This is a genomic window from Tissierella sp. (genome assembly GCF_032104385.1).
Lineage (GTDB): Bacteria > Bacillota > Clostridia > Tissierellales > Tissierellaceae > Tissierella.
In genome coordinates, this window is record NZ_DAMCHJ010000001.1 from 358524 (window position 1) to 374989 (window position 16466).

General features: G+C 31.2%; 18 protein-coding genes. 6 read left to right on the top strand and 12 right to left on the bottom strand.

The window, feature by feature from the left end; genetic code table 11:
• Nucleotides 1–2 precede the first annotated feature (2 nt).
• From RT714_RS01725 to RT714_RS01780, 12 genes are all read right to left on the bottom strand, one after another.
• Nucleotides 3–1097, bottom strand: coding sequence for a DnaD domain protein (locus RT714_RS01725; RefSeq protein WP_313755881.1), 1095 nt, complete (start codon nucleotides 1095–1097; stop codon nucleotides 3–5).
• Between the two features lie 26 nt (nucleotides 1098–1123).
• Nucleotides 1124–1717 (bottom strand): GNAT family protein, encoded by a 594-nt coding sequence (locus RT714_RS01730; RefSeq protein WP_313755882.1) that lies wholly within the window; start codon nucleotides 1715–1717, stop codon nucleotides 1124–1126.
• A 209-nt stretch (nucleotides 1718–1926) separates the two neighbouring features.
• Nucleotides 1927–3258, bottom strand: coding sequence for a replicative DNA helicase (gene dnaB, locus RT714_RS01735; protein ID WP_313755883.1), 1332 nt, complete (start codon nucleotides 3256–3258; stop codon nucleotides 1927–1929).
• A gap of 13 nt (nucleotides 3259–3271) precedes the next feature.
• Nucleotides 3272–3718: a 50S ribosomal protein L9 gene (gene rplI, locus RT714_RS01740; protein ID WP_313755884.1), complete on the bottom strand. Its 447-nt coding sequence runs from the start codon at nucleotides 3716–3718 to the stop codon at nucleotides 3272–3274.
• On the bottom strand, nucleotides 3715–5715 hold the full coding sequence (locus tag RT714_RS01745) for a DHH family phosphoesterase (RefSeq protein ID WP_313755885.1): 2001 nt from the start codon (nucleotides 5713–5715) through the stop codon (nucleotides 3715–3717). Before RT714_RS01745 ends, rplI begins: the two co-directional genes overlap by 4 nt.
• 9 nt (nucleotides 5716–5724) lie before the next feature.
• The gene (locus RT714_RS01750; protein WP_313755886.1) at nucleotides 5725–6681 is read right to left on the bottom strand and encodes a DUF2232 domain-containing protein; all 957 of its coding nucleotides are present in this window, start codon (nucleotides 6679–6681) and stop codon (nucleotides 5725–5727) included.
• Between the two features lie 11 nt (nucleotides 6682–6692).
• Complete coding sequence (locus RT714_RS01755; RefSeq protein ID WP_313755887.1) at nucleotides 6693–7013, bottom strand: MazG-like family protein; 321 nt, start codon at nucleotides 7011–7013, stop codon at nucleotides 6693–6695.
• A 108-nt stretch (nucleotides 7014–7121) separates the two neighbouring features.
• The gene (rpsR, locus tag RT714_RS01760; RefSeq protein ID WP_072976760.1) at nucleotides 7122–7346 is read right to left on the bottom strand and encodes a 30S ribosomal protein S18; all 225 of its coding nucleotides are present in this window, start codon (nucleotides 7344–7346) and stop codon (nucleotides 7122–7124) included.
• Between the two features lie 15 nt (nucleotides 7347–7361).
• Nucleotides 7362–7793, bottom strand: coding sequence for a single-stranded DNA-binding protein (locus RT714_RS01765; RefSeq protein ID WP_313755888.1), 432 nt, complete (start codon nucleotides 7791–7793; stop codon nucleotides 7362–7364).
• Nucleotides 7794–7813: 20 nt separating this feature from the next.
• Complete coding sequence (gene rpsF, locus RT714_RS01770) at nucleotides 7814–8095, bottom strand: 30S ribosomal protein S6 (protein ID WP_072976765.1); 282 nt, start codon at nucleotides 8093–8095, stop codon at nucleotides 7814–7816.
• A 97-nt stretch (nucleotides 8096–8192) separates the two neighbouring features.
• Entirely contained in the window at nucleotides 8193–9392 is a 1200-nt protein-coding gene (locus RT714_RS01775; protein ID WP_313755889.1) for an FprA family A-type flavoprotein, read from the bottom strand.
• Nucleotides 9393–9441: 49 nt separating this feature from the next.
• On the bottom strand, nucleotides 9442–11349 hold the full coding sequence (locus tag RT714_RS01780) for an acyl-CoA dehydrogenase family protein (RefSeq protein WP_313755890.1): 1908 nt from the start codon (nucleotides 11347–11349) through the stop codon (nucleotides 9442–9444).
• A 241-nt stretch (nucleotides 11350–11590) separates the two neighbouring features.
• Between RT714_RS01780 and RT714_RS01785 the strand changes: the two genes are divergently transcribed.
• From RT714_RS01785 to RT714_RS01810, 6 genes are all read left to right on the top strand, one after another.
• A complete protein-coding gene (locus RT714_RS01785) occupies nucleotides 11591–12511 on the top strand; it encodes a substrate-binding domain-containing protein (protein ID WP_313755891.1) in 921 nt (306 codons plus the stop codon).
• A 16-nt stretch (nucleotides 12512–12527) separates the two neighbouring features.
• A complete protein-coding gene (gene pstC, locus RT714_RS01790) occupies nucleotides 12528–13385 on the top strand; it encodes a phosphate ABC transporter permease subunit PstC (RefSeq protein ID WP_313755892.1) in 858 nt (285 codons plus the stop codon).
• Nucleotides 13386–14213, top strand: a complete 828-nt coding sequence (gene pstA, locus RT714_RS01795) for a phosphate ABC transporter permease PstA (RefSeq protein WP_313755893.1) — start codon at nucleotides 13386–13388, stop codon at nucleotides 14211–14213.
• Nucleotides 14206–14973 (top strand): phosphate ABC transporter ATP-binding protein PstB, encoded by a 768-nt coding sequence (pstB, locus tag RT714_RS01800; protein ID WP_313755894.1) that lies wholly within the window; start codon nucleotides 14206–14208, stop codon nucleotides 14971–14973. The genes pstA and pstB overlap by 8 nt, the downstream gene beginning before the upstream one ends.
• A 15-nt stretch (nucleotides 14974–14988) precedes the next feature.
• Entirely contained in the window at nucleotides 14989–15648 is a 660-nt protein-coding gene (gene phoU / locus RT714_RS01805) for a phosphate signaling complex protein PhoU (RefSeq protein WP_313755895.1), read from the top strand.
• 140 nt (nucleotides 15649–15788) lie between these two features.
• Nucleotides 15789–16466, top strand: coding sequence for a response regulator transcription factor (locus RT714_RS01810; RefSeq protein ID WP_313755896.1), 678 nt, complete (start codon nucleotides 15789–15791; stop codon nucleotides 16464–16466).

A 16466-nucleotide genomic window follows, 5' to 3' on the forward strand; every position in this document is an offset into this window, starting at 1 on the left:
ATTTATACTTCTCCTTTTACCTTCTGGTTATAAGCTTCCCTCTTCCTTCTTGCAATGGTTTCCAATTCCTCAGATGTATACTTATCTGTTCTTTGCTCAAAATTATGAAATCTTGTCTTAAGTGGTGTACCCTTTCCCTGAGCAGGTTTTACTACTCTATATTCTTTTTTCTCTTTAGGTTTGTCCTTTACCTCAATATCTTCTAAAGTCTTAATATCTTTTTCATACCATGATTTAAGGACTCCGTCAATATAATTGACACTAGGATTTGAAACCTTAGATGAAGCTTCACATCCTTTAAGTACTATCTCCAATGGGAATTTATATTCTTCAAACCACTTATCAATTACTTTCATCTCACCCTGTGTAATGCTTCTATTATCAAACCCTAAAGCTCTCATAACTTTTTGATATCTATAAAATTTTTCATCTTGGTTCTTAAAATGTTCTATTATTGCATCCATGTTTGTAAGTCCACTATCATACCAATTCCTTATAATACCCTCTATATAATTTACATTTCTTTGTCCTTTTCTTTCTACTCCATAAAAAAAAGCTTTCTCTATTACATCTGGATTCATATTATAATTTTCTATCCAAGATAATACTTTTTGTTTTTCAGTAGTTACTGTCTGCCTTCGCATTATATAATCTATCTGATTAAACATTTTATTTATAGCAGGTATTTGATTTGCATCAATTAATTCTTGAGGAGTAATGGATTTTGGTTTTTTAATGATTTCTTCTCTACTATTAAATAGGCTAAGGTTATTTTTTATGTATAATTGCTTTAAATTTAAAAATTTTACTTTATAGTTATATTTATTATCTTCCTCTCTAGGAATCTTTTTTATTATTCCTTTGCTTTCCCAAAAATCCCAAGCCCTTAATACATCTTCCAAAGGTATTTCTAAGTGTTTTGCTATGGTTTTATTATTTACCTCTATTTTTTCATCTCTATCATGAGCATATTTATACCCTAGTAAATATACTTTGACATAAGTTCCATTTGCCATGGGCATAAAATCATTTATAAAAATATTTTCTATAGGGGTATCACCTAAATCCATATCTGTAGTTTCAAGGGTGAAACTCATATTATCAACTCCAATATTTATATCAATTATTTCCTAATTTCAAAAAATCTTTTCTTAGTCAAAACCATTTTATAAATATAATTATATATCTTTTTATCCCCTATTACAAAAGAAGATTTTTGTTCCAAATAATACATATTAGACAAATCTAATCCTGAATCAAAAAATTCATCAAGATAATATGCCACTGGCTTAAAACCTATCTTTTCATAAACCCTATATGCTCTCTTGTTAAACTCTGCAACTTCTAAGAACATTTTTCTCATATTCATTTTAGTAAAATAATATCTTAAAAATGTATCTAAAATTTCCGTCCCGTATCCCTTATCTACATGGTTAGGATCTAAAACTATACCTAATGTAGACTCTCTCCTAATTATTCTTATATCCTTTATTCCCATATATCCTATTAAATATCCTTCTTCATTCCGTATACCATAATATTTATTAAATAACTTCCTTGCTTTCATTCCATACCAAATCTTTATTTCCTTATTATTCATTGGAGGAAAATTATAATCCTCTATCAAAGGATTCTCATGACTTCCCCAATTCCTCATTTCATATACGTCTTCAAGTTGTAAATCTTTTATGATAATTCTTTTACCCTTAATCTCCAAAGTAATCACCCCGTCGATCAATTTACAATTAACGATTAACAGTTTTAAACTTATTATTAAATATCTTTTAACTAATCAGATTATTGCCTTAAGAATAAAAATTCCTATAAGTAAATAATAAACAGGATTACAATGAAAAAAGTCTATTGTAATCCTTAGTCTCTTTAGATCTTAATAATTATTCTTTGTTAATTGCTAATCGTTAATTGTTATTCCCTTGCCATATTAACAAATTTAGTAAATTCCTTCTTAAACACCAATTCCAAACTTCCCGTTGGTCCATTTCTGTGCTTTGCTATAATTACTTCTCCAATATTTTTCTTTTCTGAGTCTTCATGATAATATTCATCCCTATATAAGAATAGTACAACGTCAGCATCCTGTTCTATTGCACCAGACTCCCTTAAGTCCGATAGTATTGGTCTATGATCCGTCCTAAGTTCAGGTGCACGACTAAGCTGAGATAAAGCTATTACAGGACATTCCATTTCTTTGGCTAAAGCTTTCAATCCTCTAGAAATAGCTGAAATTTCTTGTTGTCTACTTTCTTGACGTCCATCTAATTGCATTAACTGCAAATAATCTATCATTACAAGGTCTAAACCTTTTTCTATCTTCAATCTCCTACATTTTGCTTTCATTTCCATTAAAGAAATCCCAGCTGTATCATCTATGAATATCTCTGCTTGAGATAATGGACCCATAGCATTTATAACTTGTATCCATTCTTCTTCAGACAATCTACCTGAAATTATCTTTTGAAGGTCTACATGGGCAGTGGCTGATATCATTCTTTGTACTAACTGTTCCTTGGACATCTCTAAAGAAAATACAGCTACCTTTGCATTAGCCTTTAAAGCAGCATTTGTTACAATATTTACAGAAATAGCAGTCTTTCCCATAGATGGTCTAGCTGCTAATAATATTAAATCTGATTTTTGTAATCCAGATAATTTATTATCTAAATCTATAAACCCAGTAGTTAAACCTGTCAAAGTTCCTTGGTTTGCAGCTCTTTCTTCTATCTGAGAAAAACTAGATAATAATACTTCATTAAGAGGAGAGAAACCTTCTCTATGTCTTCCTTGGGTTATATCAAATATGGCCTTTTCTGCATTTTCTATTATCGCATTTACTTCATCTGAATTTTCATAGGATTTAACTATTACATCATCACATGACTTAATCAATCTCCTAAGTATTGATTTTTCCTCTACTATTTTACAATAGTATTTAACATTAGCAGTGGTTGCTACTCCACTGGATAGATTTGCAAGATAAGTAACTCCTCCTGTATTTTCCAATGTTCCCCGTCTTTTAAGTTCTTCTGATAAAGTAATTAAATCTACTGGTTCATTTTTATTAAATAATATCAATATTGCTTCAAATATCTCTTTATTAGCTTCCTTATAGAAATCATCTGGTCTGATTATTTCAATTGCAGTGTTTATAGCTTCTTTATCTAAAATCATAGCCCCAAGAACTGATTGCTCTGCCTCTAGACTATGGGGAGGAATGCGTCCAATCAATCCACTTTCCACTTTTCCCACCTCATTATTGTTCTTTTATATTAACATTTAGCTTGGCTACTACCTCTGCATACACTCTTACATCAACTTGAGTATTACCAAGGGACTTTATATTATCCTTTAATTCTATTTTTCTCTTATCCACATCTATCTTATGTTGTGATTTTAATGCATCAGCTATATCTTTTGATGTAATAGAACCAAATAGTCTTCCACCTTCTCCGGCTTTCCCTTGAATTGTTACTGTAATAGAATCTATTTTTTCTTTAAGTTTTAAGGCCTCATTATATTCATTTTTCTTTCTTTCTTCTTCTTTTGCCTTCTCTTCCTTCCATTTCTTTAGATTAGCTGGTGTTGCCTCTACAGCATCGCCCTTTGGTAATAAAAAGTTTCTAGCATAGCCGTCCTTCGCATTTACTAAATCTCCCTCTTTACCTAATCCCTTCACATCTTTCAATAATATTAATTTCATTCTTCTTCACCTTCCTTTAAAAATTTATCTATGGTTTCTGTAAGTATAATCTCTGCTTCATCCATGGTTACATTATCCAGCTGAGTCCCGGCACTAGTTAGATGACCACCGCCTCCAAGACTTTCAAGTATTAATTGTACAGATATATTTCCTAAAGACCTTCCACTAATATGAAGCTTATGGTTTACATAGGTCATTACAAAAGAGGCTTCAACTCCATTAATATTAAGTAATTCATTTGCCGCTTGGGCAGCTATTAAAAGTGAATCTTCCATTTGAGTTTCAAGCCTGCCTATGGCGATTTTATCAAATATAATTTTTGAAGATTTTACTACTTCTGCTTTATATATAAATGTATTATAATCATCCCTAAATAGTTGCCTTACTACTGTAGTATCGGCTCCTGCTCGCTTTAATGTAGATGCTGCTTCAAATGTCCTTACTCCTGTTTGAAAACTAAAATTCTTTGTATCTACAGTAATACCTGCCATTAAAGCCTCAGCTTCAAATTTTGTTAAATTTATTTTATCACTCATATAAGACAATACTTCTGTAACTAACTCACAGGTAGAAGATGCATATGGCTCTAAATAAGTTAGTACAGGATCCTTTATAAATTCTACTCCCCGTCTATGGTGATCTATAACTACTACCTTAGATATAAGGTCTAGAAGTTCTGGTGCCTCTGTAAAGCTTGGCTTATGATTATCTACTACTACCATTAAAGAACTATCATTTGCTAATTCTAGTCCTTTCTCCGGTGTTACAATTTGCTCTAGAAGTTCAGGTTGTTCTTTTAACATTCTATCATAAATATTTTTAATAGAAGGATTTTCTCCACTTAAAATTAAATAACCTTCTTTATTCCTGTCCTTCACCGCACGTAATACTCCTACGCCTGCACCAAAGGAGTCCATATCTGGATTTTTATGTCCCATTACAAACACTTTATCTGCTTGGTCTATAAGTTGTCTTAAAGCGTATCCAATTACCCTAGCCTTTACTTTGTTTCGCTTTTCTATAGCTTTTGTTTTTCCACCATAGAAGCTTAGTTGACTTCTAACTTGAACTACAGCTTGATCTCCTCCCCTACCTAATGCAATATCTATTGCCGCTCTTGCTTTTTCATAGGCTTCAAAGGGATTACTACCTCCTGCTCCAACTCCCATACTTAATGTAATAGGTATTGTATTTCCTAAATCTAATTCTCTTATTTGATCTAATATATCAAATTTTTTACTTTCAACATTTTTAAATCCGCTATTTTCTATAATAATAAAATATTTATCATTCTCATATTTTCTTACAACCCCATTATATTTAGTAAAATAAGAGTTAATATTTTTATCTATCTCTGCCATTACTAATGGTCTATTTACCTCTGGAGTACTACTTTTTACATCATCATAATTATCTACATATGCCAATGCAACTACTAACTTTTCTTTATTATATTTTTGCTCTAAATTTACCAAATTCGTATTATCCACCCAATAAAGCATAACTATCATATTATTGGTACTATTAGTCTTTTTTGTATCAACTAAATTTGGATATACTTTGTAATCCCTATTTCCATACTTTATATCTAATGGTTTCATATCATTTTCTTTAAATATCCTATCCAAATTAATTCCTGGTATTAAATCAGATAGTTTTTCGTTTAATAACTCAATTTCCCCCATTAACTTTAAAAATGGTGTATTATACCAAGATATATTACTATTCTCATCTAATATAACCAAAGGAAAGGGCATATTAAATATTGCATGTTTAGTTGCAGATTCAAACTCATCTCCCAATCCTTCTATATATCTTTGAAATTCCTTTTCTTTCTTGTTAGCACTTTTTATATTGTAAATTATTAAATAAGCTATTAGAACTATACCTAATACAGACAATATAGGTTGATAAAGGGATAGAATAATAACTAATACCCCTATTGCTATAAGGTAGATATAACTATCCTGCCATAATAGTATCTTTTTATTTTTCATAATATCCTCCTATAAGGATTTTCGCCTTCTTATTTTTCTTATATCAAAGATTGAATCCAAAATACCTATAAAAAACAAAATACTACTCATAGGTATAAATATAATATTTAAAGAAATAATTAAAATTCTAAATACTAAATGGAGTTTAGATTTAATTAAAAGAAAATCTAAAACTGCTAATCCCTGAAGGAAAAATACAAAGCTAATTAAAAATGTAATATTAATTAATAATGCTTCATGATATTGTATTTTCAATGTCTTTATTATAAAAGCTGTAAAAAGCATTATTCCAATTCCAGGAATAATATTATTAGGTAGTTTAAATTTAGAAAACTTTTTATAATTTGTAATTCCGTATCCCATTTTTCTAAGTATAATAGATGAAAAGAGTAGATTAACATAACTTACAACTAAAGAGAAAATTGATATTAAAGATGGTATAAGTATGATAATGGTCTTATATGCATTTTCTAGTAAATCTGTTGTTCTAAGAACTTCATATTTTGACATTCCCATTTCATTTAACATATCTATTTGCATGGTTAATAACTGTGTGAAATTATTTTCCAATTGCTTAGTTAAATTTAAGTCTGATATATTTGCCTCTAATCCTATTAGGACTAAAAAAGAAATGAAAAATGCAATGGTAGTAATCAATATTGTTTCCATACTACTTTTTCTTTTGCTAATACAATAATTTAATGCAAGACTTAGCGGTGCAAATATAAGAATAATTGAAACTCCTGATATAAATCCAAGAAGTACTCCTATTATTAGCGATGTTGCCGTTATACTTATTACATTTATATATATCCCATTTCTTATACCTAATATTGCAAAGGGTATTGGAATAAATAACATTAACAAAGGCACAACATGAATACCATATACTATATATAAGGCCATTATTGATATTACTATTATGCTCTCTATGGTACTTTTCTTTATCTTATCATTATTCTTCAAAAATTTCACCCCTAATCTTTATGTTTATCAATAAATTCCAGCAATATACTTAAATCTCCATACCATTTTTCTATTTTATGTTCTTCTATTAGGTTGAGCTTGATATTATCCCTTAATGCAGATTCTATATTTTCATAATCTAGCCCTAATCTTTTACCCAAAAGTAAGGATTCTAATATAAGATTTGAAATAATGTCCTCAAGGTTTTCCTTTGTACTCTCTTCTCCATCTGCCAAAGTAGAATATAGGTTAGCTACAGTATTAAGTAACTGAGCCTTAAGCCATTCTACAGTTTTCATATTTTTTATAATATCTATATCTTTATTTTTCATCTCATTCCCATCCTTTAATTTTATATTTTACCTTATTAAAATAATACAAAGTATAGGGAAATAAGTCAATTGAAAAGTCTTTAAAAAAATAAGAGAGGGTATCCTCTCTTATTCTGCACTATATGGTAATAATGCTACTTGTCTTGCTCTTTTTATAGCTATTGTAAGCTCTCTTTGATGTTTTGAACAGTTTCCAGAAATTCTTCTAGGAAGAATTTTTCCTCTTTCTGTTATATATTTTTTAAGCTTATTTATATCTTTATAATCTATATGATTTGATTTATCTACACAAAAGCTACAAACTCTTTTTCTTGGTTTAAATCTTCTTTGCATCTTCTTACCCTCCTTCTAGAATGGAATGTCATCATTATCAGTGGGATGGAAGCCTTCTATACCACCAAAATCTAGGCCAGAATCATTAAAATCTGAGGATTTATTTTTATCTCCCCATTCTAAGAATTCAACATTATTAGCTACAACTTCCGTTGTATATACTTTAACTCCATCTTTTTCATAGGAGCCAGTTTGAATTCTACCTTGGATACCTACTAACCTACCTTTTACTAAGTAATTAGCACAGTTTTCCGCCGGTTTACCCCATACGGTTATATTTATAAAATCTGCCGTTGGCTGATTTCTAGATTCCATTTCCTGCTTTTTTTCTCTGGAAAGCCCCTTATCAACTGCTATTCCAAATCTTGCAACAGCAGCACCACTACCAGGTATATACCTTAATTCTGGGTCTCTTGTTAACCTTCCTATTAATACAACATTATTCAATATTCTCACCTACCCTTAGATTATTCATCTTCTCTAATGATCATATGTCTCATAATGCTGTCAGAAATTCTAGCAACCCTATCTAATTCTTTGATAACTTCTGGTGTACTTTCAAAATTTATAAGTACATAGTATCCTTCACCAATATCATCAATTAGATATGCAAGTTTTCTAATACCCCACTCATCAATGTTTATAATAGTTCCATTTGCTTCAATTATACCCTTGAATCTTTCAAGGATTTGAACTCTCTTTTCCTCTTCACTTGGTAAAAAGATAAACACCGCTTCATACTTTCTCATGCCTTTCACCTCCCTATGGACTATCGGCTCTATCCTAAAGATAGAGCAAGGATTTACCAAAATATTATATCATTAATACATAAAGTATGCAAGGTAATTATTTCATAGATTCAATAATACTGTCAGCCATAGAATCCATTGAGTCACAATCTTCTACTTTCATACTAGAAGTTAATGTTATATCATTATCTAAAATAGTCATCTCCTTCATTTCATTTAAAAGTTCACGGATTAATTTCCCTGATTGAGGAGTCCAAGACCCATTTTCTATAATGGCAAAAGTACGCTTTTGAAGATTTAATGCCTTCATATCCATTATATAGTTTAACATTGGTGGATAAATCTTTAAATTGTAGGTTACAGAGGCAAGAACTACATGACTGTATTTAAATGTTTCAGCAATTAAATAGGATACATGAGTTTTTGAAACATCATACATAACTACATTTTTCATTCCCTTTTCAACTAATTTTGTTGCTAAATAATTAGCAGAAGCTTCTGTATTTCCATACATAGTTCCATAAACTATCATTACCCCCTTTTCTTCTGGCTCATAGCGGCTCCATTTATCATGCTTATCTATAAAATACCCCAAATCCCTACGCCAAACAGGTCCATGTAACGGACAGATAATCTTTATATCAAGATTTCCTGCTTTTTTTAGAAGAGATTGAACATGAGGACCATATTTTCCTACAATATTAGTATAATATCTTCTAGCTTCATCAATCCAATCTCTATCAAAATTTACCTCATCGTTAAATAGCTTACCATCTAAAGCACCAAATGAACCAAAGGCATCAGCAGAAAATAGCACACCATTAGTGGTATCATAGGTTACCATTACCTCTGGCCAATGAACCATTGGAGCTGTAACAAATACAAGATTATGTTTTCCAAAGGACATACTATCTCCGTCTTTTACTTTTATCACCTTATCATCAATACTAAATCCAAATTGATGCATAAATAAAGAAGCCTTTTCCGTACATATAATCTTTATATTTGGATAACGGAGAATAATCTCTTCAATACAAGCTGCATGGTCTGGCTCCATATGATTGATCACCATATAATCCAAAGTTCTATCACCTAATACAGCCTTAATATTTTCAAGAAACTGACGACAAATTGCCCAGTCAACAGTATCAAATAATACTGTTTTTTCATCTAATAATAAATAAGAGTTATAGGATACACCTTTCTCTATTGGATGAATGTTTTCAAATAAAGCAAGACGGCGATCATTACCACCAATCCAATAAAGATCATCAGTTATACTTCTAACGCAATGCATATAATAATCCCCCTTTATAATTAAAATATCTTATTAATATTTATATTTATTATGCCTCTATAAACATATCCTTTTCTTCACCACAGGAAGGACAGGTCCACTCTTCAGGTAATTTCTCAAAGGTTGTACCTGGACTTATTTCACCCTCTGGATCACCTACTGCTGGATTATATTCATAACCACATCCATTACATACATGATATTTCCAAGTTGGAGAAACCTTCTTTGGAATAGCTTTTTTCATCTTCTTCATAGGTGGTGCTTCTTTTTTAGGCTCCCCATTATCTAAAGCTTCAATAAGTAGTGGTAATACCTCCATTACATCACCAACAATACCATAATCTGAATTCTTAAATATTTTTGCATTAGGATCTATATTTATTGCAACAATTGTTGTAGCATCCTTTATACCTTTTAAATGTTGACCTGCTCCTGAAATACCACAGGCTATATAAAGATTGCCATTAAATTTTTGACCTGATAGACCAATATAGCGATTTAATGGTACATATTTAAGATCTTCAGCTACTGGACGAGATGAACCTATAGCTGCCCCAGCTTGAATTGCCAAATCCTCTATAAGTTTCATATTTTCCTTTGCTCCTATTCCCAGACCCACACTTACTACTCTATCTGCTTTAATTATTGGAGTATCAATAGGTATACCAACGGTAAAATCATAACCCTCCGCTTTAAGAGCCTTTACAAGTTCATCGACCCTCTCCTTAGGAGTACCACTGTTAAAAATAATCTTCTTACGATAACCTGTAGCTGGACCAATCTTAGGAGCTTTACCTCCATTGTCTGTCTTTGGCATTTTACCTATAATATTAGCAGCTATAACAATACGTTGGATTTCATTAGTTCCTTCATATATTGTACAAATCTTAGCATCCCTATAAGCACGCTCAATATCCATACCTTTTAGATAGCCACTTCCACCAAATATTTGAAGAGCATCGTTTACAACATCAAGGCAAATTTCTGAAGCATACATTTTTGCCATAGCAGCTTCAGCACCATAAGGCTCATTATTTTCCTTTAACTCCGCTGCACTATAAACTAAAAATCTAGCCGCTCTAAGCTTTGTTGCCATATCAGCTAATTTAAAGGAAATAACCTGCTGTTGACAGATAGGTTTTCCAAATTGAACTCTTTCCTTTGAATATTCCAATGCATTTTCATAAGCACCTTGAGCAATACCAAGTGCCTGAGCTGCAATACCAATACGACCTCCATCTAAGGTTGACATTGCAATCTTAAAACCTTGACCCTCTTTACCTAATAAGTTTTCCTTAGGAACTTTTACATTGTTAAAAATAAGCTCTGAAGTGGCAGAAGAACGAATACCCATCTTATCATAGTGTTTACCAAAGGTAAATCCTTCCCATCCCTTTTCAACAATAAATGCACTAATACCACGAGTTCCTATATCTGGTGTTGTAACTGCAAAAACTATATAAGTATCTGCTTCACCTCCATTGGTAATATAAATCTTTTCTCCATTTAATATATAATAGTCACCTTCTAATACCGCTGTTGTTTCTGTACCTCCCGCATCACTACCTGCATTTTCCTCAGTAAGACCAAAGGCTCCAATCTTTTCTCCCCTTGCTAAGGGAATTAAATATTTTTGTTTCTGCTCTTCTGTTCCATAGGCAGAAATCGGATATGCACCTAAGGATGTATGAGCAGAAAGGATTACACCTGTACCACCATCTACTCTTGATAGTTCTTCAACGGCTATTGCATAGCTAATTACATCAAGGCCTGCTCCACCATATTCATTGGAATATGGTATTCCCATCATACCCATATCTCCTAATTTTTTAATTGCTTCCGAAGGAAATTTATTTTCTTGATCCAATATAAATGCAATAGGTTTAACTTCTTCTTCGGCAAACTGTCTGATTATTGCTCTCAAATTCTCATGTTGCTCTGTAGTTTTAAAAAACATATATACGCCTCCTAATAATTAAAACAATTTAATAAATGTTTTTATACTTAATTCTAGCAGCCAACTTTCTTTTCCTTCGACCTGTTTTTACCCTCTTAAAATCCGATTAATCAATCTTTATAGTTTGTTGAAGAAGAAAAAATCTATATATTTTACATAGATTTAACATTGCCATAACAATGGATTTAACATTTATTCTATATACTAAAAACAAACAATGAAATTAAAGGGAGGAATTAAATTGAAAAAAATAATTACTTTATTATTATCTTTTATTTTAGTAGCATCACTTCTTATAGGGTGTAAATCAAATAATCAAGGTAAAGAAAATGTAACGAACACAAATGTTAAAGAAAATAAGGATGCTAAAAATGATTTTAATCTTTCAGAAGAAATTGTAGTAGTTACTAGAGAAGAAGGCTCTGGTACAAGAGGTGCTTTTGTAGAGTTAACAGGAGTAGAAGAAAAAGATGGTACTGGAAAAAAAATTGATAGAACTACAAAAGAAGCTATAACCCAAATGAAAACAGATACTGTACTTACAACAGTTGCTGGAAATGAATATGCAATAGGTTATGTATCAACAGGTTCCCTTAATAATACAGTAAAAGCATTAAATGTAGATGGCATAGCCCCTACAACTGAAAATATTAAAAATGGCAGTTATAAAATAGCTAGACCTTTTAACATAGCAACAAAAGGTGATATCTCTGAAATAGCTAAGGACTTTATAGATTTTATAATGAGTAAAGAAGGGCAAGAAGTTGTTTCTAAAAGCTATATAGCTGTAGATGATAATGCAGAACCTTACAATGGTTCTAAACCAACTGGCAAAATTGTAGTAGCAGGTTCTTCCTCTGTTACACCTGTTATGGAAAAACTTAGGGAAGCATATATTAAAATTAATCCAAATGCTCAAATAGAAGTACAACAATCAGACTCATCAGCTGGTATGCAAGCTGCTATAGATGGAACTTGTGATATAGGCATGGCTTCAAGAGCTTTAAAGGATAGCGAAAAATCAGAACTTAAAGATATAGCTATAGCATTAGATGGTATTGCAGTAATTACTCATCCAGAAAATACTTTAACGGATATATCTTTAGAAAATATAAAAAACATATTCATAGGTGAACTTATTAATTGGAGCGACATTAAATAGAAAAGCAGGTGATTAAATGAAATCAAATTTCTTTGAGAAATTAATGGAGATAATATTCTTTATCTCCGCTTCTTTCTCTATAATATCAGTAATTTTAATATGTTATTTTATGTTTTCCAATGGAATACCTGCTATTGGGAAAATTGGAGTATTTAATTTTTTACTAGGTAAGGATTGGTCACCTTCAAACATCCCCCCATCTTTTGGAATATTTCCTATGATTGTGGGAAGCATTTATGTAACTGCTGGTGCTATAATTCTCGGAGTACCTATTGGCATTTTAACTGCTATATTTCTAGCTAAGTTCTGCCCTGAAAAGCTATATAAAATTTTAAAACCTGCAGTAAACCTAATGGCTGGAATTCCTTCTATTATATATGGATTTTTTGGTCTTGTTGTATTAGTACCTTTGATTAGAAAATTATTTAGTGGTACAGGTTCTAGTATATTGACAGCTTCCATACTTCTTGGAATAATGATTTTACCCACCATAATAGGACTTTCAGAAGCAGCTATTAAGTCAGTACCTAGCAGCTATTATGAAGGAGCTATTGCCTTAGGTGCAACCCATGAATATTCAGTATTCTTTGCAATGTTACCTGCAGCAAAATCAGGAATCCTTTCGTCTATAGTGCTTGGAATCGGTAGAGCCATAGGGGAAACCATGGCAGTAATTATGGTAGCTGGAAATCAAGCTCGTATGCCTAAGGGTTTATTAAAGGGAATACGTACTTTAACTGCTAATATTGTAATAGAAATGGGATATGCAGCCGATCTCCATAGAGAAGCATTGATTGCAACAGGAGTAGTATTATTTATATTTATACTGCTTTTAAATGGACTATTTTCTATTTTAAAAAGGAAGGTGGCATAATTGAATAAACTTAGTAAATTAATTAAAGGGCTTGTTATATTTTCAGCCTTTGCAACCTTCTTTACTTTATTCGCTATAATTGGATATATATTAATTAAAGGAATCCCATATCTAAAGCCTTCATTATTTGCTTTAGAATACACTACAGAAAATGTTTCTTTGCTTCCTGCAATAATTACTACTCTTATAATGACTTTTTTAGCTTTAATAATTGCATCCCCTATTGGAATATTCACTGGATTCTATCTTATTGAATATGCAAAGAGTGACAATAAATTAGTTGAAATAATAAGATTAACAACTGAGACATTATCGGGAATTCCATCTATTGTATATGGATTATTTGGATTATTATTCTTTGTAACATATTTAGGTTGGAGTTTTTCAATGGCTGCTGGAGCTTGTACTCTTGCAATTATGATTCTCCCCCTCATAATTAGAGCAACTGAAGAAGCTCTCCTAGCAGTCCCAGATACTCTTAGAGAGGCTAGCTTTGGATTAGGTGCTGGTAAACTACGAACTATATTTAAAATAGTTTTACCTACTGCTATGCCTGGAATATTGGCTGGAGTTATTCTTGCAATAGGACGAATTGTAGGTGAAACTGCAGCACTTATATATACTGCTGGTACAGTACCACAAATACCTAAAAATTTATTTTCATCAGGCAGAACCTTAGCAATTCATATGTACTCCCTTTCTAGTGAAGGACTATATACTAATGAAGCTTATGCAACTGCTGTAGTACTTTTAATTGTTGTAATTGGAATTAATGGAGCATCTTCATTAATAGCTAAAAGATTATCTAAGGGGGATTTAAATGAATAAAATTATAGTTGAAAATTTAAATTTATATTATGGTAGCTTTCAAGCTCTTAAAGATATAAATATTAATATAGAAAAAAATCTAATAACTGCCTTTATTGGTCCGTCAGGCTGTGGTAAATCAACATTTCTTAAAACACTTAATAGAATGAATGATTTAGTTGAAGGATGTAGAATAGAAGGAAGTATTTTGTTAGATGGGAAAAATATATATAGTAATGGAAATGGTAATGGCAATATTGATGTAAACCTTTTAAGAAAACGTGTAGGCATGGTTTTTCAAAAACCAAACCCTTTCCCAATGAGCATATATGATAATATTGCCTTTGGTCCTCGTACTCATGGCATAAAATCAAAAAGTACTCTTGATGATATTGTAGAAAAAAGTCTTCATAATGCTGCTATATGGGATGAAGTAAAGGATAGATTAAAGAAAAATGCCCTTGAATTATCTGGTGGACAGCAACAGAGGATTTGTATAGCAAGAGCCTTAGCTGTTGACCCAGAAGTATTACTTTTAGATGAGCCTACATCTGCTCTTGACCCTATATCCACTGCCAAAATCGAAGACTTAGTACAGGAATTAAAAGATAATTATACAGTTGTTATGGTAACTCATAATATGCAACAAGCAACTCGTATTTCAGATAAAACTGCATTTTTCTTAAATGGAGAATTAATAGAATTTGAAGATACTGACCTTATATTCTCTAAGCCAAGGGATAAACGTACGGAAGACTATATAACAGGAAGATTTGGATAGGAAGGATTGATTTGTATGAGAAATAGATTTGATAAAGAATTAGAATTATTAAATGAAGAACTTATAGAAATGGGAAATATTATTGAAAGTTCCATAGAGGCCGCTGTTACTGCCTTAATTGAACAAAATATAGAGCTTGCAAAACGAGTTGTGGAAGGTGATAAAGAAGTAAATGATATAGAAAAAAGTATAGAGAGAAGATGTCTAAAGTTATTATTACATCAACAACCTGTAGCCAGTGATTTAAGGATGATATCATCAGCATTAAAGATGATTACTGATATGGAAAGAATTGGTGACCAGGCTTCTGATATTTCGGAGATAACTATATGGCTTGCTGGTCAAGAATATATAAAACAGCTTATTCATATACCTCAAATGGCAGAAGCTACTATAAAAATGGTAAAAGATAGTATCGACGCTTATGTTAGAAAAGATTTAGAACTTGTAAAATCTGTTATTGAATATGATGATGTTGTAGATAATTTATTTAATATAATTAAAGATGAATTAATTGAGTTAATCAGGGAAAGTGCTTCTTATGGTGAACAGGCAATAGACCTCATAATGATAGCTAAATATTTTGAAAGAATCGGAGATCATGCACAGAATATAGCAGAATGGGTTTATTACTCTATTACAGGGGAACATTATGAAGGAAATTATAAAATTTAAAAATAGACCAAAGAGGATTTTCATTCTTCTTTGGTTTTATAATATACTTTTAATGATATAATTAAATCAAATATATTAATGGTTTAAATTGACAGCTTTATAAGCAACCTGTGTCTATTAACTCATAGGAAGGTGGTTTTATGAAAACAATTTACTATGTTGAAGATGATGAAAGTATTAGAGAATTAGTCCTTTACGCATTAAAAAATAATGGGTTTGAAGTTAAAGGCTTTGAAAATGCTGATGAACTCTATAATGAAATTAAAGTTAAAGTTCCAGATTTGATTTTACTAGATATAATGTTACCTGGAGATGATGGCTATAAAATACTCAGTAATATAAGAAAAAACAGCATCACTAAAGATGCATCCATAATTATGCTTACTGCAAAAACTAGTGAATATGATAAGGTAAAAGGTCTTGATATGGGAGCAGATGATTATATCTCAAAACCCTTTGGAGTAATGGAACTAATATCTAGAGTCAATGCTGTCCTTCGCCGTAGTATTAAATTAGAAGATACACAAAGTTTATTATGTATAGATAACTTATGTTTAGACGAAAAAAGACGAGTTGTAACTGTAGATGAAAAAGAAATTAATTTGACCTTTAAAGAATTTGAACTATTACATTACCTATTGAAAAATAAAAATATCGTTTTATCTCGAGATAAAATAATGAGCGAAGTATGGGAAACTGATTTTGAAGGAGAAAGCAGAACTGTAGATGTTCATATAAGAACCCTAAGATTAAAGCTTGGTGATACTGGTAAAATCATTCAAACCATAAGAAATGTGGGTTATAAGATAGGAGGGTAA